This window comes from Rhodoglobus sp. G.S.4, from assembly GCF_056619605.1.
This window is the reverse complement of the sequence record NZ_CM152748.1, coordinates 2,617,761-2,642,922: the sequence shown is the minus strand read 5'-3', so window position 1 is coordinate 2,642,922 and position 25,162 is coordinate 2,617,761. Positions and strand designations below refer to the sequence as shown.

23 protein-coding genes are annotated in these 25,162 nt (G+C 61.5%); 11 read left to right on the top strand and 12 right to left on the bottom strand.

Annotated features, from left to right (window positions below):
• Window positions 1-22: 22 nt before the first annotated feature.
• From AC061P_RS13050 to AC061P_RS13035, 4 genes are read left to right on the top strand one after another with little or no spacing between them, the layout of a single operon-like run.
• The gene (locus AC061P_RS13050) at window positions 23-1,672 is read left to right on the top strand and encodes an ABC transporter substrate-binding protein (protein ID WP_480391397.1); all 1,650 of its coding nucleotides are present in this window, start codon (window positions 23-25) and stop codon (window positions 1,670-1,672) included.
• Window position 1,673: 1 nt separating this feature from the next.
• Entirely contained in the window at window positions 1,674-2,627 is a 954-nt protein-coding gene (locus AC061P_RS13045; protein WP_480391396.1) for an ABC transporter permease, read from the top strand.
• Window positions 2,624-3,490: an ABC transporter permease gene (locus tag AC061P_RS13040; protein WP_480391395.1), complete on the top strand. Its 867-nt coding sequence runs from the start codon at window positions 2,624-2,626 to the stop codon at window positions 3,488-3,490. The genes AC061P_RS13045 and AC061P_RS13040 overlap by 4 nt, the downstream gene beginning before the upstream one ends.
• Complete coding sequence (locus tag AC061P_RS13035; RefSeq protein ID WP_480391394.1) at window positions 3,487-5,085, top strand: dipeptide ABC transporter ATP-binding protein; 1,599 nt, start codon at window positions 3,487-3,489, stop codon at window positions 5,083-5,085. Before AC061P_RS13040 ends, AC061P_RS13035 begins: the two co-directional genes overlap by 4 nt.
• Window positions 5,086-5,145: 60 nt before the next feature.
• On the opposite strand, the gene purL is transcribed toward AC061P_RS13035, so the two are convergent.
• Window positions 5,146-7,455, bottom strand: a complete 2,310-nt coding sequence (purL, locus tag AC061P_RS13030; RefSeq protein ID WP_480392182.1) for a phosphoribosylformylglycinamidine synthase subunit PurL — start codon at window positions 7,453-7,455, stop codon at window positions 5,146-5,148.
• An 89-nt stretch (window positions 7,456-7,544) separates the two neighbouring features.
• Complete coding sequence (locus AC061P_RS13025) at window positions 7,545-7,940, bottom strand: hypothetical protein (RefSeq protein WP_480391393.1); 396 nt, start codon at window positions 7,938-7,940, stop codon at window positions 7,545-7,547.
• A 148-nt stretch (window positions 7,941-8,088) separates the two neighbouring features.
• Here AC061P_RS13025 and AC061P_RS13020 point away from each other — a divergent pair, with 148 nt between their 5' ends.
• Window positions 8,089-8,931, top strand: a complete 843-nt coding sequence (locus AC061P_RS13020) for a phosphotransferase family protein (RefSeq protein WP_449647669.1) — start codon at window positions 8,089-8,091, stop codon at window positions 8,929-8,931.
• A gap of 58 nt (window positions 8,932-8,989) precedes the next feature.
• Here the strand turns inward: AC061P_RS13020 and AC061P_RS13015 are convergent, their stop codons facing one another.
• Both AC061P_RS13015 and AC061P_RS13010 read right to left on the bottom strand, forming a co-directional pair.
• Window positions 8,990-10,264 (bottom strand): type II toxin-antitoxin system HipA family toxin, encoded by a 1,275-nt coding sequence (locus AC061P_RS13015; RefSeq protein ID WP_480391392.1) that lies wholly within the window; start codon window positions 10,262-10,264, stop codon window positions 8,990-8,992.
• The gene (locus AC061P_RS13010) at window positions 10,254-10,535 is read right to left on the bottom strand and encodes a helix-turn-helix domain-containing protein (RefSeq protein WP_480391391.1); all 282 of its coding nucleotides are present in this window, start codon (window positions 10,533-10,535) and stop codon (window positions 10,254-10,256) included. The genes AC061P_RS13015 and AC061P_RS13010 overlap by 11 nt, the downstream gene beginning before the upstream one ends.
• A 329-nt stretch (window positions 10,536-10,864) precedes the next feature.
• On the opposite strand from AC061P_RS13010, the gene AC061P_RS13005 reads away from it, so the two are divergent.
• Window positions 10,865-11,326: a Fur family transcriptional regulator gene (locus tag AC061P_RS13005; protein WP_449647666.1), complete on the top strand. Its 462-nt coding sequence runs from the start codon at window positions 10,865-10,867 to the stop codon at window positions 11,324-11,326.
• Window positions 11,323-12,822, top strand: a complete 1,500-nt coding sequence (locus tag AC061P_RS13000) for a catalase (protein ID WP_480391390.1) — start codon at window positions 11,323-11,325, stop codon at window positions 12,820-12,822. The genes AC061P_RS13005 and AC061P_RS13000 overlap by 4 nt, the downstream gene beginning before the upstream one ends.
• 154 nt (window positions 12,823-12,976) lie before the next feature.
• On the opposite strand, the gene AC061P_RS12995 is transcribed toward AC061P_RS13000, so the two are convergent.
• Entirely contained in the window at window positions 12,977-13,717 is a 741-nt protein-coding gene (locus AC061P_RS12995; RefSeq protein WP_480391389.1) for a TSUP family transporter, read from the bottom strand.
• Window positions 13,718-13,778: 61 nt separating this feature from the next.
• Window positions 13,779-14,243 carry a GNAT family N-acetyltransferase gene (locus tag AC061P_RS12990; RefSeq protein WP_449647663.1) on the bottom strand — a complete coding sequence of 155 codons (465 nt, stop codon included), beginning with the start codon at window positions 14,241-14,243 and terminating at the stop codon, window positions 13,779-13,781.
• A 79-nt stretch (window positions 14,244-14,322) separates the two neighbouring features.
• On the opposite strand from AC061P_RS12990, the gene AC061P_RS12985 reads away from it, so the two are divergent.
• A complete protein-coding gene (locus tag AC061P_RS12985) occupies window positions 14,323-16,551 on the top strand; it encodes a beta-glucosidase family protein (protein WP_480391388.1) in 2,229 nt (742 codons plus the stop codon).
• A gap of 36 nt (window positions 16,552-16,587) precedes the next feature.
• Here AC061P_RS12985 and AC061P_RS12980 read toward each other — a convergent pair whose 3' ends face one another.
• A complete protein-coding gene (locus AC061P_RS12980; protein WP_449647661.1) occupies window positions 16,588-18,048 on the bottom strand; it encodes an MGDG synthase family glycosyltransferase in 1,461 nt (486 codons plus the stop codon).
• Window positions 18,049-18,096: 48 nt separating this feature from the next.
• Entirely contained in the window at window positions 18,097-19,479 is a 1,383-nt protein-coding gene (locus AC061P_RS12975) for a DUF2254 domain-containing protein (RefSeq protein WP_480391387.1), read from the bottom strand.
• Between the two features lie 96 nt (window positions 19,480-19,575).
• Here AC061P_RS12975 and AC061P_RS12970 point away from each other — a divergent pair, with 96 nt between their 5' ends.
• Both AC061P_RS12970 and AC061P_RS12965 read left to right on the top strand, forming a co-directional pair.
• On the top strand, window positions 19,576-20,811 hold the full coding sequence (locus AC061P_RS12970) for a mechanosensitive ion channel family protein (protein WP_480391386.1): 1,236 nt from the start codon (window positions 19,576-19,578) through the stop codon (window positions 20,809-20,811).
• A gap of 12 nt (window positions 20,812-20,823) precedes the next feature.
• Window positions 20,824-21,666, top strand: a complete 843-nt coding sequence (locus AC061P_RS12965; protein ID WP_480391385.1) for a CPBP family glutamic-type intramembrane protease — start codon at window positions 20,824-20,826, stop codon at window positions 21,664-21,666.
• Between the two features lie 43 nt (window positions 21,667-21,709).
• Here AC061P_RS12965 and AC061P_RS12960 read toward each other — a convergent pair whose 3' ends face one another.
• From AC061P_RS12960 to purS, 3 genes are read right to left on the bottom strand one after another with little or no spacing between them, the layout of a single operon-like run.
• Window positions 21,710-22,174: a DUF3817 domain-containing protein gene (locus AC061P_RS12960; RefSeq protein WP_480391384.1), complete on the bottom strand. Its 465-nt coding sequence runs from the start codon at window positions 22,172-22,174 to the stop codon at window positions 21,710-21,712.
• Between the two features lie 19 nt (window positions 22,175-22,193).
• Window positions 22,194-22,892, bottom strand: a complete 699-nt coding sequence (gene purQ / locus AC061P_RS12955; protein ID WP_449647656.1) for a phosphoribosylformylglycinamidine synthase subunit PurQ — start codon at window positions 22,890-22,892, stop codon at window positions 22,194-22,196.
• A complete protein-coding gene (gene purS / locus AC061P_RS12950) occupies window positions 22,892-23,164 on the bottom strand; it encodes a phosphoribosylformylglycinamidine synthase subunit PurS (RefSeq protein ID WP_449647655.1) in 273 nt (90 codons plus the stop codon). Before purS ends, purQ begins: the two co-directional genes overlap by 1 nt.
• Window positions 23,165-23,239: 75 nt before the next feature.
• Between purS and AC061P_RS12945 the strand changes: the two genes are divergently transcribed.
• Window positions 23,240-24,490 carry an MFS transporter gene (locus tag AC061P_RS12945; RefSeq protein ID WP_449647654.1) on the top strand — a complete coding sequence of 417 codons (1,251 nt, stop codon included), beginning with the start codon at window positions 23,240-23,242 and terminating at the stop codon, window positions 24,488-24,490.
• Window positions 24,491-24,548: 58 nt separating this feature from the next.
• Here AC061P_RS12945 and AC061P_RS12940 read toward each other — a convergent pair whose 3' ends face one another.
• Entirely contained in the window at window positions 24,549-25,106 is a 558-nt protein-coding gene (locus AC061P_RS12940) for a YceI family protein (RefSeq protein WP_449647653.1), read from the bottom strand.
• Between the last annotated feature and the right edge of the window lie 56 nt (window positions 25,107-25,162).

The window sequence follows — 25,162 nt, the reverse complement described above, 5'->3', positions numbered from 1 at the left end:
GCATCCAATTGAGGAGCACGCAATGTCACGAACACAAACCCGAACCCGAACACAGCATTCCCTTGTTCCCGCGATCGCACTTGTCTCCGCCTTGGCGTTGACTTCGTGCACGGCCCCCGGAACGGGCCCAAGGTCAGAGGGGCCGGTCACCTATGAGCTGACCGCTCAAACTCCCGCGCCCTCCGGAGACATCGATTCCTTCACGTGGGTTACCTACGCCGAACCGTACTCGCTCGATAATGCCTACGCGTTCGACTACCCCGACAATCAAGTGCTCTCCAACGTGTGCGAATCCTTGCTGCGACTCAACCCCGATTTTAGTATCTCGCCATCGTTGGCTGAATCTTTTTCTAACCCAGACCCCGTGACATGGGTGTACGAGCTTCGTTCGGGCATCACCTTCCACGATGGTTCACCCGTCACTGCAGCGGATGCCGTTGCTTCGATGCAGCGCCACATTAACCCTGAGATCGGGTCGTCGTGGTACTCCGTCTACCAGAACGTCGCATCGATTGACGAGACCGGCCCCATGCAGGTCACTGTCACGCTGACGAAGCCTGACTCTCTGTTCAACCAGGGGATGAGCGGTGCTGCCGGAGTTGTCGAGTCAGCCCAGACGCTCGCGGATGCCGGCCGGGAGTACGGCAATTCGACGGCACTGGTTAACTGCACCGGCCCGTTCGAGGTGAGCTCGTGGAAGTCGGGCGAATCGATCACACTCACCCGCTACGACCAGTACTGGAATCCCGAGCTGATGGCGAAGGCTAAGGAGGTCACGATGCTGTTCATGGCCGACCCCAACGCTCGAGTTAACGCCCTTACCTCTGGTCAGGTTGACGGCGGCTGGTTCGTGCCGTCCGAGGCGATCGAGAAGTTGCAGGCATCTTCAGGTGATCTCTACTTCGGGCTGAACAGTTCGGTAGCCAGCCTGATCGTCAGCAACATGGAGGGCGTGCTCGGCGACGTGAACGTGCGCAAAGCACTCCTCATGGCGATCGATCGTCAAGGTGTGGTGGATGCCGGGTTGCAGGGTTACGCGCAATTGACGAACGCGTTGACGACCGAATCTGTCTGGGGAGAGGCTAGCGCGGAAACACGTGATTCGACATTCGCGGGTCTTGAGGAGTACCCCTACGACGTCGATGCTGCGAAGAAACTCATCGAGGATGCCGGTGTCGCTGGAGAGACCATCGTGATCCGCACCGCGCCGATGGGAGCCGAGTTCAACATTGTTGCCCAAGCGACCGCGGCCGCCGCAAAGTCAATCGGGCTCAAAGCGACAATTGAAACGATGACCCCGGATGCGTATACGACGCTGTTCGCCGACCCGAGTGCCCGGGAGGGCGTCGATCTGTTCCTGACCTCCTGGTATCTCTCGACCCCCAATCCGCTCGAAATGTATGGGGTCCTGCAGACCGGGCAATTCAGCAACTACGGCAACTGGACTGACCCTCAGTACGATGCGCTCGTGGATGAGGGCGTAGCCGCCCAGGATGCCCAAGAAAGCGCCGAAATCTCAGCTCGGTTGCAGCAAATAGCCAGTGAGCAACTGCCCTGGCTCCCGCTCTATGAAGTTCCCATGACGGTCTATCTGGGGGAGCGCATCACCGGTGTCGCGCCGTCGGTCGCAATGCTCTACTACCCCTGGGCGGCGACGATTGGCAAGCGATAACATGACCATCCGCCGGGTCGGAGGCAAGTTGGGGTCGCTCGTACTGACCCTCGTGCTTGCCTCTGCCCTGGTGTTCTTCTCGCGGTTTCTGGTGCCGGGGGATCCTGTGAATTTTCTCTTGCGAGGTCGCAAGCCATCACCGGAGGCGAAGGCGGCGGTCATCGAACAGTTCGGTTTAGACCTCCCGCCGTGGGAACAATATTTTCGGTGGATCGGAGGCCTGTTCCACGGTGACTTCGGGCGCTCGCTGCAGTTCAGGGATGCCGTGACTACGGTGATCGGTGATCGACTGCCGGTCACCGCGGGCCTCGTCATTATGTCCGCCGTCATCATCGTTGTTGTGGGGGTGATCGCCGGCACGGTCGCTGCCTTGAACCGTGGTCGATTCGCAGACAGATTGATCCTCACCGTCCTCACCGCGTTCGGTGCCGTCCCACCCTTCGTTGGCTCGATTGTGCTGATCGCTGTTTTTGCAGTTCAGTTGCGCTGGTTTCCCGCCTTTGGTTCGGGTGAGGGGTTTCTCGACACCATCTACCACCTCACGTTGCCGTCCATCGCGATGGCGATTGCGTTCACGGTGTTGATTGGCAAGGTCACTCGAATGTCGATGGTGGAGCAACTCAATCGCGAGCACGTGCACGTCGCCACCAGCCGTGGCCTAGGTCGACTTACGGTCATCCGGCGTCATGTGTTTCGTAATGCGCTCGGCCCAATCTTCACCGTGGGTGGAATGCTGATTGCCGGACTGCTCGTGGCGACTTCCATCGTCGAGTCGGCATTCGGCATCGCGGGCGTTGGCTCCCTGCTGGTGCAATCAGTGAACCGCCTAGATTTTCCCGTCGTTCAAGCAATCGTGCTTTTGGTCGTCACCTCGTTCGTCGTCACTAACGCGATCGTCGATTTGCTTGAACCCATCATCGACCCGCGAGCAGCAGCAGGGGAGGCAGGACGATGAGCCGACCAACACCGACACTCGCGATCAGGGTTTTGCAGTCAAGCCGACGCCGACGCGTGAACGCGAGTTGGATGATCAGCATCATCGTTCTCGCAGCGATCTCACTTGCCGCAATCTGCGCGCCGCTCGTCGCACCCTACGATCCCGACCACATCGACTTCACCGCGATCTACGCGAACCCTAGTTGGGCGCACTGGCTCGGAGCAGATGCGCTCGGCCGCGACACCCTGAGCCGAATGGTCTACGGTGCGCGAACAGCACTGCTCGCCCCTCTTGTCGTGGTGATCGCGTCAACATTGCTCGGGGTTGTACTCGGGCTTGTTGCTGGCTGGCGCGGAGGTTGGCTTGACGCGGTGATCGGGCGCTTGCTCGATGTTCTTTTGGCCTTCCCCGCCTTGCTGATCGCAATCATGGCGGTTGCGCTGTTTGGTAAAGGTTTGGTCGCGCCGGTGATTGCTATGAGCATTGCCTACGCCCCGTTCGTTGCCCGCCTTACCCGTTCTCTCGTTGCCTCGGAACGGGCGCGACCCTATGTCGCGGCCTACCGGGTGCAGGGATTCGCGGGCGGCTGGATCGCGCTACGTCGGGTACTGCCCAACGTCGCACCGACTGTCGGCGCTCAATCAACCTTGAACTTTGGCTATGTTCTCGCCGAGCTGGCGGGGCTCTCCTTCTTAGGGCTCGGGGTGCAAGCGCCCACTGCAGACTGGGGAGCCATGATCAACGAATCGCAAGCCGGAATCGTCGGAGGTTACTTCTTGCCTGCCGTCATTCCGGCAGTGGCCGTCGTCATCGTGGTTGTGGCGGTTAATGTGATCGGCGAAGAAGTCTCCGACCGAATTGGTGGAGGGACACCCAAGTGACGTTGCTTGATATTTCTGGCCTAACTCTCGATCTCCCGGGAGGCGAGCGGCTGCTGCACGACATCGATCTCTCCGTGAACGAGGGGGAATCTGTCGCGCTGGTTGGTGAATCCGGCTCCGGAAAGTCTCTGACCGCACAGTCGATACTCGGTCTGCTTCCCGCCCGTTCCGTCGTTACTGGCACGGTTCTCGTCGACGGGCACAACGTACCAACGATGAGCTCGAAGGAACTCTTGGGTTTGCGGCGCTCGACTGCGGCAATGGTTTTTCAGGATCCGCGCGCCAGCATCAATCCGATGCGCACCATCGGCGATCACCTCACCGAAGCGCTTCGGCTTGGCGAGGGATGGTCGGCCGGGCGTGCGTGGGAACGCGCCATTGAGATGCTCGCTGCCGTGCAGATGCCGCGACCGGAAGATCATCTGCGGCAGTATCCTCACGAACTCTCTGGGGGCATGCTGCAGCGGGTAATGATTGCCGGTGCGCTCGCGGGCTCGCCGCGACTGTTGGTGTGTGACGAACCAACGACGGCATTGGATGTGACAACGCAGTCTCAGATTTTGCAGGTTCTCATCGAGCAACGACAAGCACGTTCGATGGGGATGCTCTTCATCACTCACGACCTGAATTTGGCGGCGTCGCTGTGCGAACGTGTTTACGTCATGCGTGACGGCCGGGTGGAGGAGGAGGGGTCTGCGCGCCAGATCTTTCGGCATCCCGCCACTTCCTACACCCGACGCCTTGTGGCGGCGACCCCGACGATCGAAATCACCGGGGACGAACCACGCGTCTCAGTTGAGCTTGTGCAGCAGCCTGTGTTGCAGGTGCGTGACCTCGTCAAAACGTATCCGGGGCGCGGTCGCGAGGTCGTGCGCGCGCTCGCCAACGTGACTCTGGAGATTGCGGCGGGTGAGGCGCTGGGCATCGTGGGCGAATCGGGGTCGGGAAAGTCGACCCTGGCCCGCATGATCGTTGGGCTAGAACTGCCCGACTCTGGCAGGGTCATCATCGATGACCAAGAACGGCATGGCCGACCACGGCGGCGCGCAGACAGACTCGACCGGGCGCGCAAAGTGCAGATGGTGTTTCAAGATCCGTACCTCTCGCTTGACCCGAGGATGACGGCAGGCGAGGCAGTCGAGGATGCGTTGCGGCTGCATCATCCTGAGCTTCGTCGGCCGGAAATTTGCTCTCGAGCGTTGACGCTGCTCGACAATGTTGGACTCGCCAGCACGCAAGCTGAGGCGCTGCCGCGCACGCTCTCGGGCGGTCAACGGCAACGCGTGGCGATTGCGCGCGCTCTGGCCATTGAGCCGAGCCTGTTGGTGATGGATGAGGCTACAAGTGCCCTTGACGTGTCGGTTCAAGCGCAAGTGTTGGACGTTATCTCCGAGATTCGACGCGAGCGTGGGCTGACGCTTTTATTCATCAGCCATGACCTTGCTGTCGTTCGCGCGGTGTGCGAGCGAAGCGTGGTGATGCGTGAAGGGGAGGTCGTCGAAACGGCTGCGACTGCCGATCTGCTCACTAACCCGCAGCATGAGTACACTCGGCTGCTCATCGACTCTGTGCCGAGAGCAGCCGCCATCGCGTAGTGCTGCTTGATCTATCTTGCTGGTGCGACGAGTCGCCGAGGCTTGTGGCGGCGACGCCGATTAGGCGCCGAATGCCTCCACGAGGGTTCCGCGGTGGGCGGTGAGCAGCTCTTCGAGGGTGAGCGTGAATTTGTCTTGCACTTCGAGGGCGGGTGCCGCGGCATCCGTTACTCCGATGCGCACGGCGGGGTAGTTGCGGCCTTCGCAGAGTCCGCGGAATTTCACGTCGTCTTCGCGGGGGATGGAGACGATCATGCGACCGGTTGATTCACTGAAGAGTGCGGTGGCGGCGTCGATTCCGTCGCGTTCGAGCAGTTCGCCCAACCAGACGCGGGCGCCGACGCCGAAGCGCATGACGGATTCGGCGAGTGTTTGGGCAAGCCCACCATCGGCAAGGTCGTGGGCGCTGGCGATGATGTTTTGTTCGTTGCCAGCCTTGATGAGGTCGGCGAGGCGACGCTCGGCGGCGAGGTCGACCTTGGGCGGCAGGCCACCGAGGTGGTTGTGGATGGTGCCGGCCCACGCTGATCCGTCGAGTTCGAGCTTGGTGGTGCCGAGGAGGTAGATGTTGTTGCCTTCGTCTTGCCAGCCGCTCGGGATGCGCTCGGCAACGTCACGGATCAGGCCGAGCACCGCAACCACGGGGGTGGGGTGGATGGGCACATCGCCGGTCTGGTTGTAGAAGGAGACGTTTCCGCCGGTGACGGGGATTTCCATCTCGAGGCAACCATCGGCGAGACCTTCAACAGCGCGGCTGAACTGCCACATCACTTCGGGGTTCTCGGGGCTACCGAAGTTGAGGCAGTCGCTGACGGCAACGGGGTTGGCGCCGGTGGCGGCAACGTTGCGGAACGCTTCGGCGAGAGCAATTTGGGCTCCGGCGTAGGGGTCGAGCTGGCAGAAGCGACCATTGGCGTCGGTCGCGACAGAGAAGCCGAGGCCGCTCTCTTCGTCGATGCGCACCATGCCGGCGTCGTCTGGGAAGCTCAGGGCAGTGTTGCCGAGGACGTAGCGGTCGTACTGGTTGGTGATCCAACTCTTGTCGGCCAGGTTGGGGCTCGCGAGCAACTGCAGCATCTGGTCGCGCAACTCGATGCCATCCTTGGGGCGGGCGAGGCCGGATGCGCTGTCGGCCTGAAGCTTGTCGATCCACTTCGGGTAGGCGACGGGACGGTCGTAGACGGGGCCATCGATGGCGACGGTGCGAGGCTCGACGTTCACGATTTCTTCGTCGTGCCAGTTGATGATGAGGCGGCCGGTGTCGGTGACTTCTCCGAGCACGCTGGTTTCGACATCCCACTTCTCAACGACCTTGAGGAAGCCTTCGAGCTTCTCCGGCTTCACGATTGCCATCATGCGCTCTTGGCTTTCGGACATCAGAATTTCTTCTGCCGTGAGGGTGGGGTCGCGCAGCAGTACCTTCTCGAGTTCGATGAACATTCCACCGTCACCGTTCGAGGCGAGCTCGCTCGTTGCACAGCTGATGCCGGCAGCGCCGAGGTCTTGGATGCCTTCAACAAGGTCACCTTGGAAGAGCTCGAGGCAGCACTCGATGAGTACCTTCTCGGCGAAGGGGTCGCCGACCTGAACGGCTGGGCGCTTGGTGGGGCCGCCTTCTGAGAAGGAATCGGAAGCGAGGATGGATGCTCCGCCGATGCCATCGCCACCGGTGCGGGCACCGAACAGCACAACCTTGTTGCCAACGCCGCGAGCGTTTGCGAGGTGCAGGTCTTCGTGGCGCAGCACTCCAACGGCTAGTGCGTTGACGAGCGGGTTGGCCTGGTAGACGGAGTCGAAGTAGGTTTCGCCGCCGATGTTGGGCAGGCCGAGGCAGTTGCCGTAGAAGCTGATGCCCGAGACGACACCTTTGGCAACGCGAGCGGTGTCTGGGTTGTCGATGGCGCCGAAGCGGAGCGCATCCATAACGGCAACGGGGCGAGCACCCATGGAGATGATGTCGCGAACGATTCCGCCAACACCGGTTGCTGCACCTTGAAAGGGTTCGATGTAGCTGGGGTGGTTGTGGCTTTCGATCTTGAAGGTGACAGCCCAGCCCTCACCGACGTCGATAACGCCCGCGTTTTCGCCCATGCCGACCATGAGATTCTTGGTCATGTTTTCGCTGACCTTCTTGCCGAACTGGCGAAGGTAGTTCTTGGAAGACTTGTAGGAGCAGTGCTCGCTCCACATCACGGAGTACATGGCAAGCTCACCGCTGGTGGGGCGGCGGCCCAGAATTTCGCGAATCTTCGCGTACTCGTCGTCTTTCAAACCGAGAGCGCCATAGGGCTGCTCTTTCTCGGGAGTTGCGGCGGCATTCGATACCGTGTCGGCAACATGCTGGCGGGAATTGGTTGAGACGTCAGTCACGAGGGGCTTCTCCCAGAAGATTATGGATGCCGGGGCGCTCACGCCGGCCGCCTCAAGTCTACCTAGGTGCGCGGGCGCACTTCAGCGCGTCAGAACGCCATCAGAATGAACCCCGCAACGATGCTCAGGACGCCGATTCCTGTGAGGATCGAGCCGATGAGCAGGGCACTGTTCGTGCGACGCGGCGGCGCAAGACGCCAGCGAGCGGGATGGCACTGGTCGTAGTACAGAGCGACTTCGGCGCCGACATCCATGATCGGAACTTCTGACGGCTCGTGAAGGATCGAGTACTGCCTGCCATCGCCATCGCACCAGCGAAAGCCCTGAAAGCCACCGGCTTCGAAAACCTCGGCATTTATCTTGACCCATTTGCATGCCCGCATCGCCATGATCCAGCCAAAAACGAGCAGCGGGATCCCGGGAACGAGCCCGACCCACGACATCGTTTCGAGTACCGCTCCCCACGCGCCCTCAGGTCCGGTCATCCTCCGATATTATCGGCTGCCGGGGTTCTGGATGGTGCACCCGGTGGCGTTGAGGATGACGTTGCAGCGGGCCGCGCGGTCCAGCCATCGGAGGGATCGCGAAGGATGGGCTTGGCCGCATTTCTAGCGACCCTCCACGCATGCGAGTATGAGTAATGTGACGGCTCTGGAGACGGATGGCATTATCGCGGCGGCGTCGGAAACGTTGCGGCGCACGGTCACGCTCGTGCGCCCGCTGGCTGGCGGACAGCACGCGAAGACGCTTGTGGTCGCGGACTCGACCACTGAGTACGTCGTCAGAGTGTTTCCGCCATTGGACGATGCGGTCGGGCACGAGCCACGGATCCTCGACCGGGTCGCCGCTCTGTGCGATCGCGTGCCGCGGCTCGTCGCTACGGGGCAGTTCGGCGAATGTTCGTTCATTGTCACTTCGGTGGTCGCTGGCGGACCGCCCTCACCCGACTTGCCGCTGCGCAGGGTTGCCGAGCAAATGGCGGCCGTGTTGGCGCAGATTCACCAACTCGACAGTGTCGGCCTTCGAACCCTGTCCTGGGAAACCCCGCGCGGTGACAGCACGATAGAGGCGCTCGGACGCAGAGCGTGGAAGCAACTTGATCTGGCCGACCACGTTCTCACTCACTACGATTTCTGGTGCGGAAACGCCATGTGGGAGGGTGACACGCTCACCGGTGTCGTCGATTGGTCGGGCGCTCGCAGCGCCCCACGCGGCTTGGATGTGTCATGGTGCCGCCTCGACCTCGTGCTCCTCGGGTCCAGCGATGCAGCAGATCATTTTCTCGCGGAATACGAGCGCGAATCGGGGCACCCTCTTCCCGATAGCCATGCTTGGGATCTGGTGGCTGCCGCGCGATCGGCCTCTCGTGTTGAAACCTGGGCCCCGAACTATCTCGGTGTCGGATACAGCGACCTCACTGAGAGCACCCTCCGCGAGCGGATGGACGACTGGACCTCACTCCTTTGCCTCAGCTGATCGTGCCCAGTCGGCATCCGCTTTGACGTCACCACAAATGCGGCGATGAGGGCGACCCTCAGCGCCGTGGTTCGCTGATCTCATCCCCAGCGATCAGGCGGCTGAGGTTCCATTCCATGCCGTCGAGAAGGCCGGGCGAAATGCCTGCGGGTGGCCGAGTGCTGTTGAGTGCTGAGCTGAACGCCGCGAAGGTTTCTGTCACCGTTTTTTCGATTGATCTCGGCGTCATGACTCCCCAACCTGTGGCTTCGTTGATGAGCCTTTCGGCGCTGATGCGGCGGTGGTCAAATTGCCCGTCGATCGCTAAGGCCATGGTCCAGTCGATACGGCCGTCCTGGTAGAGGTTGGGCACCGAGTCGTAGAGCTGGGTGAGGGTATCTTCGCCGGGGAGGTGAAGGATTCCGGTGTTCTTTGCGTGGCCATCGTTGTCGCCAACGAGCACCCGGTAGGTGAGCTGGCGCAACCACTCCGAGAGCGGGTTCTCTCCGTTTAAGCTTGCCGCAGCTTCAGCGATCCTCGCCGCACTGGGGCGTTGCGGGTTCGAGGGCCAGTTCTTGTCTTGAAACTTTGAGCTCGCGTTTACCCAGTCGAGCCCGAGGGCCTGCGCGCAGTCTTCTTGGTGAACGAGGGTGACAGTTTCGCCATGAACGGAGCGGTCAAAGCGTTCGATCGCCAGATAGGGGGTGCGGCCGACGGTGTGGAGTTCACTTTCGAAACGCGATAGCCCCATGGCGCGGGTGAGCTGGTGGCTGAAGTATTCGTCCGCGATCACATGAGGGCGCGACGACACTTGGGGTTTGATGATGTGGGTGGAATGAGCGCTGCCGTGCGGCTGAAGCCAGCCGGTTCCGAAGTTCGCCAACAGAAGTTTGGGCTGGAAGCCGGGGATCATCGAGCGACTGTCCTCCCGCTGGCCAAGGTCGTGATCCTCAACTGCCCTCTTCAGCATCCGGTTCAGTTCGGCGTCGCTCAGTGGTTCGTAGTATGGCGAGCTCGCGGGCTTGTCTCCGGCCGGGAGAAAGGTCAGGGCACCGGCGATCGATCCACCGAATTCGCGAAGGATGCCGAAAAGATCGTTCGGAAGTATCCCGCGCTCCGAAGTCATCGCTTCGCGCTGGTTGCCCTCGGGCCCGTAACCTCCGAGGAACCTTGACACAAGGTTCACGTCGGTTCGAGCGCCGGGGACGGTGGTGAAGCTTTCGGTTAAACGCACTGCGCCTGGCTGGTAGTCCGCAGCCCACGTGAGTTGGACCTGCTCGGCAGACCCTCGTGCGGCCCGCGTTAGCGTTCCGATGCGCTGTTCATGAAGAAATACTGCGAGTTCACTCGCCATCGCGTGCTCCGGACTCGCTCTGGTCCTCGTCGAATTCTGAGCCCTGATGCGTCAGTTCGTACGTGACGGTGACTCGGATGCCGAGCTTATTGAGGGTGCGGAACAGCCTCGACGCGAAGAGGTTCGGTTTGCCGGATTCGATTTCGCGCAAGTAGTTGCGCGAGAACCCCAACGTTTCTGCGATGTCCTCTTGGCGGATGCCCTGTGCTTGGCGCGCGACCTTCACGACCGCGCCGAGGTCTTTGAAGTTAGTGATCCCAATGGTGGGCATCTGATGCTCCTGTCCCTCTTGTCTCTGCCTGGCTCGAAACTACGATGTACGGATAACAGTGCATAGCGCAATGCACGCTTATTCTAGCATCAATAAATGCACGGATAAGCAATCATTTGTTTGGGGTGAAGGAGGGGATGCGTTGCTGCGCGCGGGCGTCCGCTCAGGGATCGTTTTGCGGGCACGGGAGTGCGTGCAGTTCGGTGCCGCAGAACGGCGACGCGCATCGGTGAGGCAACGGCATCCGTTGGGGCGTGTTGAGGCGACTGGGGTAAAAATTCACTGCAAGTTGTCTTGAATTATTCAAAACAACTGATACCGTCTTAACCATGGAAACAGTGACGGATGCGGCGCTCGCCGACACTCTGCGAGAGGCCGGTCTGAAAGTGACTGAGCCCCGCATCGCTGTGCTGAGCGCCCTCACCGATATCCCGCATTCCAATGCCGACACGGTGTTCAGCGCTGTGCTTCCGAGTGTGCCCGGCACCTCCCTCCAAGCGATGTACGGAGTGCTGGCGGCGCTGACGACGGCGGGCTTGCTGCGAAAGATCGAACCGGCAGGGTCATCCGCCCTTTATGAGCGTCGTATCGGCGACAACCATCACCACATCGTGTGCACCGAATGCAGCGCTGTGCGCGACGTGGACTGTGTTGTTGGCCACGCGCCGTGCCTCGCTCCCTCCGACGCGGGCGGCTTCGCCGTGCACACCGCCGAAGTGAACTTCTGGGGCGTCTGCCCCGATTGCCAGAACGTGCTGAATAATCCCACCCACACAAAGGAGACATCGTGACTGAACCCACGACAACCCAGGCCGGCGCACCCATTGCGAGCGACGAACATTCGCTCACCACGGGTCCCGATGGCGTAACCGCACTTCACGACCGCTTTCTGGTCGAGAAGCTTGCCTCGTTCAACCGTGAGCGTGTGCCGGAGCGCAACCCCCACGCCAAGGGTGGTGGAGCATTTGGAGAATTCGTCGTCACCGAAGACGTATCGAAGTACACCAAAGCTGCCGTCTTCCAGAAGGGCGCAACAAGCGAAACCATTCTGCGGTTCTCGTCCGTAGCCGGTGAGCAGGGTTCCCCAGATACCTGGCGCGACGTTCGTGGATTCGCACTGCGTTTCTACAGCACCGAGGGCAACTACGACATCGTCGGAAACAACACCCCCATCTTCTTCCTCCGCGACGCCATGAAGTTCCCCGACTTCATCCACTCGCAGAAGCGCATGGGCGACTCCGGCCTGCGCAACGGCGACATGCAGTGGGACTTCTGGACCCTCTCGCCCGAAAGCGCCCACCAGGTCACCTACCTCATGGGTGACCGTGGCCTCAGCAAGTCATGGCGCCACATCAATGGTTACGGATCGCACACCTACCAGTGGATCAACGCCGAAGGCGAACGCTTCTGGGTGCAGTACCACTTCCACTCGCGCCAGGGCGTCGAACTGATGGAAGCCGCGGATGCCGAGCGCATCGCTGGTGAGGACGCCGACTACTACCGTCGCGACCTCTTCGACTCCATCGCCAACGGCGACTACCCCACCTGGGACGTTTCCGTTCAGATCATGCCCTACGAAGAAGCAAAGACCTACCGCTTCAACCCGTTCGACATGACCAAGACCTGGTCGCACAAGGACTACCCGCTGATTCCGGTCGGCCACTTCACGCTCAACCGCAACCCGGAAAGCTTCTTCGCGCAGATCGAACAGTCAGCGTTCTCGCCGTCGAATATGGTTCCCGGCACCGACATCAGCCCAGACAAGATGCTGATGGCGCGTGTGTTCTCCTACCCGGATGCCCAGCGCAACCGCATCGGAGCCAACTACAACCAGCTCCCCGTCAACCAGCCGCACGCCTCCGAATCGCGCAACTACCAGCACGAAGGCGCCATGAACTACAAGATCGGTGATGCCGCCGATCGCACCTACACGCCCAACTCCTTCGGTGGTCCAGCAGCTCAGCCCGAGCTTGCCGGCGAAGGCGGCTGGGCAAGCGACGGCGAACTCATGCGCAGTGCGCAAACCCTGCACTCTGAAGATGACGACTTCGGCCAGGCAGGCACGCTCTACCGCGATGTCTTCTCCGCAGAGTCGAAGGCTCGCTTCATTGAAACCCTCACCGGCCAGGGCCGCGGCATCACCGTTCCCGAAATCCTCGAGCGTTTCTACTGGTACTGGGGCAGCGTGGATGCCGAACTCGGCGCCACGCTCCGCAAGACCGTTCCCGGCAATGGCGACACACCCAACGAAGAAGCCGACCCCGTCGGAGTTGGTCCAGCCAACTAGCACCGCTTAGCAAGAAGTAGAGCTGCTCGCGCTAGCGAACTGCCGAACTCCGGATGCCCGGTCCCCGAAAGTTGGGGGCCGGGCATCCGTTCGTTAGGGCTGCACCCACGGCGTGATGCCGAGCGCGAATCGCCGTTCGAGTGGTGTGCTCTGGCTAGGATGCGAGGCCGAGGGCCCCATCGATTACAGCAACCGTGCCGCCAACGTAGGCGACGATGATGACTGCGGTCCGCGCGACTCCGTGGCTCACATGGCGGTTGAGTACTTCGCCCAGGGCGAGCCCTACCAGCAATGCACCCACGATGATGATCCAGCTCACAGCGTCCAAGTCAGGAAGTTGTCCGCCAGAGAAAACGGCTTTAGTCGCAAGCGACGCCGTGCCAACAATCACAAAATAGGGCTGTAGTGTCGCGGCAAAGTTCACTTGCGGCCACCGCATAATCACCGCATAGATACTGAGCGCTGGACCGCCAACGCCCGCAGCAGTGTTCATGAATCCGGATGCCGCTCCCGCCACAATTGCTGCTGGCCGCGCCGGAACAACATGTTCCGCGCGCCTGATGAGCAAAGTCGCCGTGAGGGCAACAATCACCAGCACCCCAACACCAAGCTGCATGACAGCGCCGGGAAGACGCGTCACCAAGAGCGAACCAGGAACGATCGCGACCAATGCGGGGATCGCAAGCCACGCCAGCGTGCGCCACTCAATGTGTCGCCACACTCGCGGGATAATCAGTAGCGAAGAAACGACGCCACACAGGTTGACGACGAGCACGCCATCAAAAGGACCAAGCAGGATCACCACAAGGGGCGATGCGACAAGGGCAAAGCCCATTCCTGTTATTCGTTGTGAGAGTGCTCCGACCGCAACGGAGAGAGCAACGAGAGCGAGCACTGAATAAGCTTAGAGCGCGACGCGCGCGTAGCCCGGCGATCGACGTTCCGTATTCGGCGAGCTAGAGCGCCTTTGAGTAACAGACGCTGAGCGGCTCGCCCACGTAGGCATCGAAGTTCTCGACGCGGGTGTAGCCCTCGCGCTCATAAAAACGCATGGCGTCAGGCTGCGCGGTTCCCGTCTCGAGAACGAGTTCAGCGGCCGACTGAGCGCGAGCCCACTCCTCGAGCCCCTTGAGCACAGCGATCGCGATACCGGTGCCACGCTGAGCGGGAGTGACGTACATCCGCTTCACTTCGAAATTGCCGTTATCGAGCTCGCGGAGCCCGCCACAGCCGGCCGGAACACCATCAACGTAGGCGATCAAGAAGACGACAACCGAGTCCGAGTTGGGCTTGATGCCTGGCTCGCTGTCTTCTGTTCCGTAGCGAGCCGTGAGCTCAGCTCGTTGCGCAGAACGCAGCATCACCGAGTCAGCGTGCTCGAAAGGAACGCTACGGAGTTCGAGTTCGTAAGTGTCTTCCACGTCAGAAGCCTAGTCTGCGCGGCTGACTATGCCACTCAGATTTTGCGAGAGCACAGCTAGAGGGTGCAGACTTCGAATCATGGAGAATGCGAACGGCATCGTGCCGAGCGTCGGTGGTGGGGCGATCAGTGACCACGCCGTGCCGGTCGCGATGAAAGCCTCAGTTCACGCATTCGACGACGCGGTGCACGCTGTTCGCGTAGGTGAGATCGATGCGGATGCCGCCTCAGACCAACTCATTGGCCTGCTAACCGACAAAGAACTCCTCGGTTTGCTCGACGGAGACTCTCCGCGACGCCTCCTGCCCTTCATCCCCGCACTTCTCGGGCGACGACCCTTCGTGGCCGGTGCGGTGTCGCGGCTCGGCATCCCGGGCATCCGCTTCAGCGACGGTGCTCGTGGTGTCGTGATCGGTGCCGCTACAGCGTTCCCGGTGACGATGGCGCGAGCAGCAACCTGGGATCCGGCTCTGGAGGAGCGAGTCGGGGTGGTGATCGGTGCCGAGACCCGCGCGCGGGGCGCCAACTACTCTGCTTCGGTGTGTGTGAACTTGTTGCGGCATCCCGCTTGGGGTCGCGCGCAGGAGTGTTACGGCGAAGATCCGGTGCTGGTCGGGCAGATGGGCTCGGCCCTCACTCGCGGTGTTCGGGTCCATACGATGGCGTGTGTGAAACATTTCGCGCTCAACTCGATGGAGAACGAGCGTTTCGAGGTCGACGTCGCCGTCGACGACCACGCGCTGCATGAGGTGTATTTGCCCCATTTCAAAGCGGTGGTGGATGCCGGAGCCGACTCCGTGATGAGTGCCTATAACCAAGTGCGCGGCGAATATATGGATGTCAATCGTGCCCTGCTCACAGATGTGCTGCGAGACGAATGGGGTTTTACCGGGTTCGTGACAAGCGACTGGGTGTTCGGAACTCACGATGCGGTTGTGAGTCTGCAGGCCGGAATGGACGTCGAGATGCCGCTACGGATGTTGCGAGCGCGCGCGCTGCCTGCCGCACTGCGCCGTGGCGAGCTTGACCGTGCGACCGTGCTGCAGTCGGCGCACCGCATTCTGCGGACCAGCATCCTTCACGCGGCAACGCGCGAGCAGCAGGAGCCGAATGTGGCCGTCATCGCCTCTGCCGCACATCGAGCCCTTGCCCTCCAAGCCGCTGCAGAGTCGATCGTGCTGCTCAAGAACGATGCCGTCGGCGAGGCGCCGCTGCTTCCCTTGTCTTCCGGCACGCGGCGGCTTGCCGTCATCGGCCGCCTCGCTGACGAACCGAATCTCGGCGATCATGGCTCCTCTCGCGTTCGGCCACCATCCACCGTTTCGCCGCTGCAAGGATTGCGCGAAGCGTTCCCGGAGGCGCAGATCACGACTGACACAGGCAAGAACGAGAGCGCTGCTGCCGAGCTCGCGGCGCAGGCAGAATCTGTTGTCGTTGTCGTGGGCCTCGACCAGCACGACGAGGGTGAGTCGGTCGTTACAGGGGGAGTCGACGTCGGGATATTGGGCCGCGCGTTCAACTCCGGATTGTCTCGCCACCTCTTGATTGGGCTTGCGCACGTGGCGGCACGCTTCGTGCGTGGCGGCGATCGGAGCTCGCTCGAACTTCGTCCTTCCGATGTGAGTCTCATCCGTGCCGTTACCGCAGCGAATCCGCGCACCGTTGTGGTGCTGATCGGTGGCAGCGCGATCCTGACCGACGAGTGGCGGGATCGCGTTCCTGCGCTTGTCCTCGCCTGGTACGGCGGCATGGAGGGCGGGCATGCTCTCGCGAGCGTGCTCACGGGAGACACCGAACCCGGAGGGCGCTTGCCGTTTGTTATACCGAGCGATGCGGCACATTTGCCGCCGTTCGACAGCACAGCAAAGGCGGTTGTCTACGACGATAAGTGGGGCCAGCGACACCTTGATGGCCAGGGCTTTGCTCCCGCGTTCCCATTCGGTTTCGGGTTGGGCTACACGACGATGACCCACGAGCTACTGGACCACACGTTTGCTGACGTGGGCGGCACCGCTCGCGTTCTCGTGACCAATACGGGCGATCGCGACGGTTCTTCTGTCGTGCAGCTCTACGCCGCCGATCTGTCGGCCGGGCATCCCGTAGCCCAGCTAGTGGGTTTTCAGAAAGTGACTGTGCAGCGCGGGGCGAGCACGACCGTGCAGATTGCGTTGGATGCGAGGCCGACGTTTCAGCGTGATCCGAGCACCCGGCAGTGGCACCCGCGAGCGGGCGATTGGGCGCTGATCGCTGCTCAACACAGCCCCTCGCAGTGGACCGGAGCAGTGCCGTTGCGGCCCGCTGCAGCCTAGTGGATTACAGATTGCGGCTTGCGACTGCGGCTGCGATTACGCCCGCGACTGTGCCTGCCCCTGCGGAAGGGCGTCGATGCGAACACGCAGCGCATCGTCGTTGCGGAGCACTGCCCGAATGAGTCGGCGGCCCTCCCAGCGCACTGAGGCGAGCGTCTTGTCGGGTCTCAGCACTAGGTCTCCACCAGAAGACGCGTACCGCTTCTGCAGGTCTTCCAGCTCATCTGCTTTCAGGAGTGCCACCGTGCTGTTGTCTGTGAGATCAGTCAGTCGAACTAGGGCGGACGCTCCCCTGAGATCGCTCGCCACCATTTGTCGTTCGCTGGCGGCAAGAATAGATTTTTGAGCAGCGCGAGTCACGACGATCGGCCGGGCCGGGCCATCAAGCAGGCCAGTGAGAACGTCTGCCGCGGCATCCGGTCGGCCGGTGCTCTTCGCTGCAGCTTGCATCCGCTGGAGGCGATCAGGTTCGCGCAAGATCTGGTCGATCTTCCAGCCGAGGGTGGTGACGTCGTTGCAACGAACAGCAGCACCCTGTTCCATCAGGTAGTCACCGTTGCGAACTTCTTGGCCCGGGATGGGGTTCACCAGCACCATGGGCAAACCTGCCGCCATGCATTCGGACGCTGTTAATCCGCCCGGTTTTCCGACGAAGAGGTCAGCGCTCTGCAGCAATGATGGCATCTCTGTCGTAAACCCCAGCACACGGTAGCGATCGTCAGCCCCTACTAGTTGCTCGATGCTCGTGCGAGTCTCGTCGTTGTGCCCGCACACGACCGTGGCCGTGAACGGAGAGCGCAGATGAAGTGTCTGCCGCACTGCGGCGATGGCATAATCTCCGCCCGCTGCGCCAGCGGAAATCAAGATATTGGGGGTGTCGTGGGCGATACGGTCGGGCGCGACATCCGGGTGCGTTGCAATCGGGATGCCGGTGGCTGCGATGCGGTCTGGCGGTAAGCCGAGCGCTGTCAGTTCTACCCTTCCTTCCTCTCGAGCCACATTGAAAGAGTGAAACGCGCTGGTCATCCACAGGCCTTGGGGATCATAATCAGTCGTGACAACCGCTGTCTTGGCATCGATCACGCCACGCATCAGCAGTGTTGCCATCAGTTGGGCCGGAAGAAAGTGGGTGCTCACGATCGCGGTTGGCTGGAAGCGTTTGATCGCGCGGATCACGGGAAGAGAGTTTGCCTGCGTCCACGGGTCGATCGGTCCGCGGCGCCAAAACGGTGCGTCGCTGACGTCGTAAGCCCACTCGAGGAGCCAGGGCAAACCCTTCGCGAGTACAAAGTAGCCTTTCGCCAGCACGTCGCGGTAGAGAGCGCTGCTTATCTGTAACACGTCGAGCACCTCCACTTCAACGATATCGGTGCGTGTGGCACAGGCTTGGCGCACTGCCGCCGCCGCGCTGTTATGACCCGATCCCACCCCGGCTGACAAAATCAGTACCCGCTCTGCTCCGTAAGCATCGGGGCGTGAAGAGGAGGTCGGCGGCATGGGGAAATAATAGTCGAGGCGACTTCGGCACACCCGACCGTGAGCCTTTTACACCCAGCGGTGTTCCGTGGCCGCAGCGCGAGCGGCCTCGGCAAATCTGACGAATCGTTCGCGCTCCACCGCGTCATACGTTTCCGCAGCAACGGAGGCTTCGAGTCGCTCAATCTGTTGAAGCACGGCCGCCGTCTGGTCGGTTCGTTGCGCCCGGTAGCCCACCTCTTGCAGCAGCTGGAACAGGCGCTCCACTACTCCGGGGTCGCTCGCGCCATACCGGCGCGGTTGGGTCAGGGCGATGTCGAGCAGGCTCACGAAATCGTGGGGCTTGATGATGACCCGCACGAGATCGTCTTCATCGGTGAGTCCCATCGATTGGATGGGCAACTCAGCCAGCGAGCAGAGCGTCGCCGAAATGTGGCCAAGCGTGTGCACCGCGGTCGTCGGGTCATTGACCCCTGGCGACAGCGCGCGTGCAGTAATGTCGACGAGTTGCCGGATGCCAAAACCGATATCCTGGCTGGCCGTGCGCTCATAGGCGAGGTCAACAGCGCCCGCGATCGCACGGCTGATGGTATCGCGCTCTTCGTCATCCAGATGCTGCATCGGGTCACGCGGCCACCACCGAGCTACGGGAGTTTTGCTGACGACATGGTGCCCGACGGTGTGCTCTTCGCGCACCACAATGTCGTACTTGATCGCTGTCGTGAGCAGCCGCGAACGATCGGTGGAACGGATGAACCCCGACCGTGTAGCCAAGCTGAACTCGATGCGTTCATCTGGTGGCCACTGGGGAAGCTCTGTGCGACCGACCGCCATAGTGGACGCCACTAGGTTGATCGTGCTGCTGGTCTCCAAATAGACCTGACGCATCGTGGTTTCAATGCGCAGTTGCCGGGCGAGATGCGCCAAGAACAGCACGAGCATGACAACGCTAGCGAGAGTCAATAAGGATGCAAGGGTGACGGCCAGTCGAGGCACAACGGGGTCGAACGTGTCGGAGCCATCCTGAATAGTGCGCAGCACTGTCAGGGAGTAAGCGAAAGTCCCGACAAACACGGCGAGCGTCCAATGCACTGTCGGGTCTTTGAGGAAGGTGCGCAGCACGCGTGGGGAGGCCTGGCTGCTGGCCAACTGCAATGCAACAACGGTCAGGGAGAAGGTCAGCGAGGTTGCAGTGATCAGCGAGCTAGCAACGGCAGAGAGTACCGCTCGCGCTGCCTCAGGCCCGCCAGCAAAGAGCACACGCTCAAACGCGGGAGAAAGAGACGAGTCAACGGCGCGATCCAGAAGAGGCAGCGCTATGCCCAGTGCAACCGCGATGATGATGAACAGAGTTGGCAACGGCCACAACTCCGTGGCGATCGATTCGCGAATGGTCGCGGTCCACCGGCGCAGAGAGCTGCGTCGTGCACTGTGAGTTGCTGCCTCGCTCATTGCACCCCTCTCGATTCGTCCCAGTTAATCACGGCAGAGGTCATCAAGGTAAGTGCCCGTAGGCTGGGGCGACGCCAATGAAAGGAAATCACTCGAGTGTTTGAATGGGTATCGTGGCTGGGTCTCGCCGTAGCTGTACTGATTGCGCTTGTCGCGGTCGTCATTGCCGTCGGGGTGATCTCTCTCATTGTGCGAGGTATCGCACGGCTTCGGCCGGGGGTATATCAAACGCTCGCGCCGGTTCGGCAGCGTTTGCGCGTGCTCATGGCACTCCTCGCCGTGTGGGCGGCGATCTCGATCACTCTTCCCCTTGAGGGCCTGCGCGGCGTCATCGATGGGGTGATTCTCGTCGTGGTGATCGCCACGAGCGGTTGGTTGCTCATCGCCGTAATCAACCTGCTGCTCAATCGCACGCTCACCCGCTACCCCACCGACGTTCCGGATAACCGGGCCGCCCGCCGCATCCGCACTCAGGTTCAACTGATTCGTCGAGTGCTTGCCGCCGTCATCATCATCGTCACAATCGGGGCCATTCTGTTGACCCTGCCAGGTGCTGAAGCTCTCGGCGCGAGCGTTCTGGCCTCCGCTGGCCTCGTCAGCGTCGTTGCCGGCATCGCCGCTCAATCGGCTCTCGCCAACGTTTTTGCCGGAATGCAGCTCGCCTTCAGCGACGCCATCCGAGTGGATGATGTTGTCATTGCCGACGGCGAATGGGGTCGCATCGAAGAGATCACCCTCACCTACATTGTTGTGAGCATTTGGGACCAGCGCCGCCTCGTGCTGCCATCCACCTACTTCACGACAACGCCGTTCCAGAACTGGACCCGCAATGCAACCGAACTTCTTGGTGAGATCAACTTCGATCTCGACTGGCACGTCAATATCGACCAAATGCGCGCGCAGCTCAAAAAGATCGTTGCTGACTCCGACCTGTGGGATGGCCGCACCGCCAACATCCAAGTCGTGGATGCCACGGGTGGCTTCGTGCGCGTACGCGTACTGATCAGTGCCGCAGACTCTGGCGCGCAGTGGGATCTCCGCACTCTCGTTCGCGAAGAGATGGTCGGCTGGTTGCAGCAGAAGAACCCCGCAGCCCTGCCTCGCACGCGCGTGCTCATGGTGGAGAACGAAGCCCGACCGCGCGGTCGTGCCTCCATTGATCCTCAGGAGCGCGGGCTGTTCAGCGGAAGCGCTGAAGCAGAGGCCCGTCGCCAAGAGTTCACGGGAGCCATTCCCGTTCAGGAGAACATTCCCGAGAACTTGGTCGGGCCAGAAGAGACCGATGCCGAAGAGGCTCAGGCTTCCACCGACAAGCGCGTCATCAACGATTAGGAACCTTTCACGATGCCTGCCCTCGACAGCGCTGTCAGTTCGCCGCCCCTCAGCTCACGCAGTTGGGGTCTGATTCCCGCAGCGCTGCTGAGTGGATCAGCGGTGCTCATGTTCTCGTTGCGTTTGCCGCTGCTCGGCTACGTCGTTGTGGCGGTGGCGCTCGCTGCCGCCTGGTTCACTGACAGTCGCAAGCTCAGCGAGGGTCTCGCAAAAGACCTGTTCCTTATCGCCACAGGCATGGTCATCGTCTCCACCATTTCGGTGGCCGCCGACATTAGCTGGGGCAACTTCTTTCTCATGGGGTTCGTGCTGTCGGCGGCCGTAGCCGTGCCCTACGCACTGTCACGCTTTGTGTTCAAGGATCGCGTCATCCGCTTTCCGTGGCGGGGCGGATGGCCGTGGAACCGTGTTCAGTGGGGCTACCTGTTCCTCGTGCTCTTCTTGGGCTGGCTCATCCTGCCGTTCTACTTCATCACGAGCGGCGTGTACCTCAACTGGCCTGCGGTCACCGCGGCAGATGAGATCGGTCGACTCTTCGTGGGCGTGAATGCTGTCGGCACGTGGGACGAGCTGTTCTTCATCCTCACCGTTTTCGTGCTCTTCCGGAGGCACTTCCCGGTCTGGCAGGCGAACCTGCTGCAGATGGTGATCTTCGTGTCGTTCCTGTGGGAACTCGGCTACCAGTCGTGGGGCCCTCTGCTGACAATCCCGTTCGCCCTGCTGCAGGGCTGGATCTTCTCGACCACGAAGTCGCTCGTGTATGTGCTGAGCGTGCACCTACTGTTTGATGCGGTTGTATTTCTGGTGATCGTGCACGCCCGCAACCCGGGAGTGATCGGGTTCTTCTTGCTGTAGTCGGGTGCTCCGAACCGGGGTGCCGCGCGCCGAGCGCGACTCGTTACTCGCCGCCGCCGGGAGGGCCGAGGGTGATGAGCACGACATAAAGCACAACGACCGCCGCAACGATCACGCTGGCAAGCAGAACCGGGTGGTTGAGGGCCCAGCGCATCGTGCGGTCGACCCAGCCAGCATCACGCGGGTGGTCGGAGGCTTCGGTGCGCCACTCGCCAGCAAGGCGACCCGTGCGGGCAAGCCACAACTCAACGGGGATCGTGGCATACGGAATAACAGCACTACCGATAGTGAGAACGGCGGCGCCGACGCTCCAGCGCTGGTTCACCGTCAACAACACGGCCGTGGCACCGTAGGCCAGGAAGACGAAACCGTGAATGGCTCCACCGATCGACACCGCGACATCCAGCCCCATTGTGGCGCGCAAAACGAGGCCGGTAATGAGCAACGTCCAGGTAACCGCTTCAGCAAAAGCGAGCACGCGGAAAAGTGACTTGGGGGTCGCAAACATTGTGAAGAAGCCGCCAGCCTTAGGCGTTGGCCATCAACGAGCTGATGGCGCTCGTGAAGAACGTGAGGCCGTCAGTGCCCGACCGCATCGCAGCACGAGTGTCTGGCCCAAAGCCAGGCTCGGTAGCGTGCTCGGGATGCGGCATCAAACCAACAACGTTGCCTCGCGCATTTGAGATGCCGGCAATGTCATTCGCCGAACCGTTGGGGTTGACCTCGAGGTAGCGGAACACCACCTGGCCTTCACCCTCAAGACGATCAAGAGTGTCTTGGTCGGCGATGTAGCCACCCTCGCCGTTCTTCAACGGGATGATGATCTCTTCGTCCTCTCTGAAGCCGTTGCTCCAGGCCGTGTTGACGTTTTCGACGCGCAGCTTCTGGTCGCGGCACACAAAGTCGCCGTGGTCGTTGCGCACAAGGCCACCGGGAAGAAGGTGGGACTCCACCAAGATCTGGAACCCGTTGCAGATGCCCAGAACGGGCATTCCGGCATTAGCGGCCGTGATGACTTCGCTCATGATGGGCGAGTGGGCTGCGATTGCGCCGGCACGGAGGTAGTCGCCGTAGCTGAACCCGCCGGGCAGAACGATGGCATCCACGTTTTTGAGGTCGTGGTCGCCGTGCCACAGGGCTACCGGCTCACCGCCACCCAGCTTGACCGCACGCTGCGCGTCACGGTCGTCGAGCGAGCCCGGAAAGGTGATGACTCCGACGCGCACTATGCGCCCTGAGCGTCGTTGGCGGGACGAGCCTCGCCGACATAAATAACATCTTCGATCACCGTGTTGGCCAGAAGATCGTTAGCGATCTCGCGGGCCTCAGCTAGCAACTCGTCAGTGATCGGTCCCTCAACGGTGAGCTCAAAACGCTTACCGATGCGCACCGCACTGAACTCGTTCTTGTCGAGACGGACGAGGGCGCCGGCTACAGCCTTGCCCTGAGGATCGAGGATTTCAGCCTTAGGCATTACCTCGACAACGATTATTGGCACCGAATCACTCCATGATTTCGCGCGGGCGGATTACTCCCAGTCTAGCGGAGGCCAGTGGTGCGCCAGACTGTACCCATGGACATTGACCGCGCAGTGCAATCTCGCATCGTCAGAACCCTGGTTGCCGGCCAAGTGCTTGCCGGGTTGGGGCTGGGCGCTACCGTCGCCGTTGGCGCAATTCTGGCCGCCGATTTGGGCGGCGAGACGCTCTCGGGGGCGGCTGCGACATCCAGCACGCTCGGTGCAGCGCTTGTTTCGATTCCGCTCGCTCGGCTCGCCGCCCGCTGGGGTCGCCGACCGGCACTGGCACTCGGTGCCGGTGTTGCGGCAGGCGGCTCGCTCATCACCGTGATCGCAATTGGTGTCGCATTCTTCCCGCTACTCATTCTTGGCTTTGCAATGCTCGGCGTCGGTACGGCGGTCGGCTTGCAGGCGCGCTTTGCGGCGACGGATGTTGCGGCTCCCGAACACCGCGGTCGTGACCTCTCACTCGTGGTCTGGTCAACGACTATCGGTGCTGTTGCCGGCCCGAACCTCATTGGACCAGGCGAGGCCGTTGCGCAGTGGTTGTCGCTGCCAACCAATACGGGATCGTTTGTGTTCGCGATTGCGGCGCAACTGGCCGCGATGGTGCTCTATCTTGTGGTGTTGCGGCCCGATCCGTTGACGCTCGCCGGCCAACGCCCGGTTGAACCTGCTGCTGCGGCGGATGCCGGAATAGTTCGCGGACGCGGCCCGATCGTCTTCGCTGTCGCTGCCATCGCGATCAGCCATGCGGTGATGGTCTCGATCATGGCCATGACGCCTGTTCACCTCAGCCACCAGGGAGCGAGCCTCACGATCATCGGCTTCACCATCAGTCTTCACATTGCGGGAATGTATGCGCTGTCGCCGGTCTTCGGATGGGCGAGCGACCATTTCGGTCGCATCCCGACGATCCTCATCGGTCAAGCGTTCTTTGCTGCCGCCGTTCTTGTGGTCGCACTGGGTCAACTGAGCAACGCGGCTGTCACTGTCGGACTCGTCTTACTGGGCCTCGGCTGGAGCGCGTCGACCGTTGGCGGGTCTGCACTCGTTGCTGACCTTGCGACGGGAAAAACTAAATTGCGCGTTCAGGGCCGCAGCGACACCATCATGAGTCTCGCCGGGGCACTCGGTGGAGGCTTTGCCGGGCCGATTCTGGCAATGGTCGGCTACGCGGGACTCGCGTGGGGTGCCGGAATTCTCGTTCTTATCGTTACAGCGGCCGCACTTGTGGTGTGGCGGAGCGCCGCCGTTGCCGCAGCCGAGAAAGTGTTGCTCGATACTGCGGCTGGCACGTCATGACAAAGGCCTCTCCGCGCGGTGCGCAGAGAGGCCTCATCAGTTGTTCGGGTGGTTTTGCTTACTGCTGAAGTGCAGCCTGAAGGTCGAAGTTGAGGGTGATGTTCTCGCCGAGAAGAACGCCGCCAGTTTCGAGTGCAGCGTTGTAATTGACGCCGAAGTCGGTGCGGTTGATGACGGTGCTGGCGCTTGCCGCGGCAATCGTCTGGCCGTAGGGGTTTGTAGCGATTCCGCCGAACTCGCCCTTCAGGGTTACGGGCTTGGTGACACCGCGCAACGTGAGGTCGCCCTCGATGGTGATGTCGTCGCCGACGATGGCCACCGAAGTTGAGGTGAACGTTGCAGTGGGGAACTGCTCCACGTTAAAGAAGTCGTTGGTGCGCAGGTGGCCATCGCGGTCAGCCTGGTTGGTGTTGATCGTCGACATGTCGATCTCTGCCGTCACCGAGTTGGCGGCGGGCGTTTCGGAAGTGACGATGGTGCCAGAGAAGCCATCGAAAGTTCCACGGACCTTGCTGATCATGAGGTGCTTGACGGTGAAGGAAACCGTCGAGTGAGCAGCATCGATCTGCCAAGTGCCGGTGGTGAAGCTGGGGTGTTCAAGAAGTGAAGTAGTCATGTCACTCAGCAACTAACCCCAGTCGATGTTTATTCCACGAATGACACAGAAGTTCT

What these genes read in the sequence shown, in the direction of transcription:
- AC061P_RS13010 (WP_480391391.1), bottom strand. Translation starts at nt 10,535, where the DNA reads ATGCCCACCATTGGGATCACTAACTTCAAAGACCTCGGCGCGGTCGTG.
- AC061P_RS13040 (WP_480391395.1), top strand. Translation starts at nt 2,624, where the DNA reads ATGAGCCGACCAACACCGACACTCGCGATCAGGGTTTTGCAGTCAAGC.
- AC061P_RS12980 (WP_449647661.1), bottom strand. Translation starts at nt 18,048, where the DNA reads ATGCCGCCGACCTCCTCTTCACGCCCCGATGCTTACGGAGCAGAGCGG.
- AC061P_RS12975 (WP_480391387.1), bottom strand. Translation starts at nt 19,479, where the DNA reads ATGAGCGAGGCAGCAACTCACAGTGCACGACGCAGCTCTCTGCGCCGG.
- AC061P_RS13045 (WP_480391396.1), top strand. Translation starts at nt 1,674, where the DNA reads ATGACCATCCGCCGGGTCGGAGGCAAGTTGGGGTCGCTCGTACTGACC.
- AC061P_RS12960 (WP_480391384.1), bottom strand. Translation starts at nt 22,174, where the DNA reads ATGTTTGCGACCCCCAAGTCACTTTTCCGCGTGCTCGCTTTTGCTGAA.
- AC061P_RS13005 (WP_449647666.1), top strand. Translation starts at nt 10,865, where the DNA reads ATGGAAACAGTGACGGATGCGGCGCTCGCCGACACTCTGCGAGAGGCC.
- AC061P_RS12985 (WP_480391388.1), top strand. Translation starts at nt 14,323, where the DNA reads ATGGAGAATGCGAACGGCATCGTGCCGAGCGTCGGTGGTGGGGCGATC.
- AC061P_RS13025 (WP_480391393.1), bottom strand. Translation starts at nt 7,940, where the DNA reads ATGACCGGACCTGAGGGCGCGTGGGGAGCGGTACTCGAAACGATGTCG.
- AC061P_RS13050 (WP_480391397.1), top strand. Translation starts at nt 23, where the DNA reads ATGTCACGAACACAAACCCGAACCCGAACACAGCATTCCCTTGTTCCC.
- AC061P_RS12945 (WP_449647654.1), top strand. Translation starts at nt 23,240, where the DNA reads ATGGACATTGACCGCGCAGTGCAATCTCGCATCGTCAGAACCCTGGTT.
- AC061P_RS13020 (WP_449647669.1), top strand. Translation starts at nt 8,089, where the DNA reads ATGAGTAATGTGACGGCTCTGGAGACGGATGGCATTATCGCGGCGGCG.
- AC061P_RS12940 (WP_449647653.1), bottom strand. Translation starts at nt 25,106, where the DNA reads ATGACTACTTCACTTCTTGAACACCCCAGCTTCACCACCGGCACTTGG.
- AC061P_RS13015 (WP_480391392.1), bottom strand. Translation starts at nt 10,264, where the DNA reads ATGGCGAGTGAACTCGCAGTATTTCTTCATGAACAGCGCATCGGAACG.
- AC061P_RS12965 (WP_480391385.1), top strand. Translation starts at nt 20,824, where the DNA reads ATGCCTGCCCTCGACAGCGCTGTCAGTTCGCCGCCCCTCAGCTCACGC.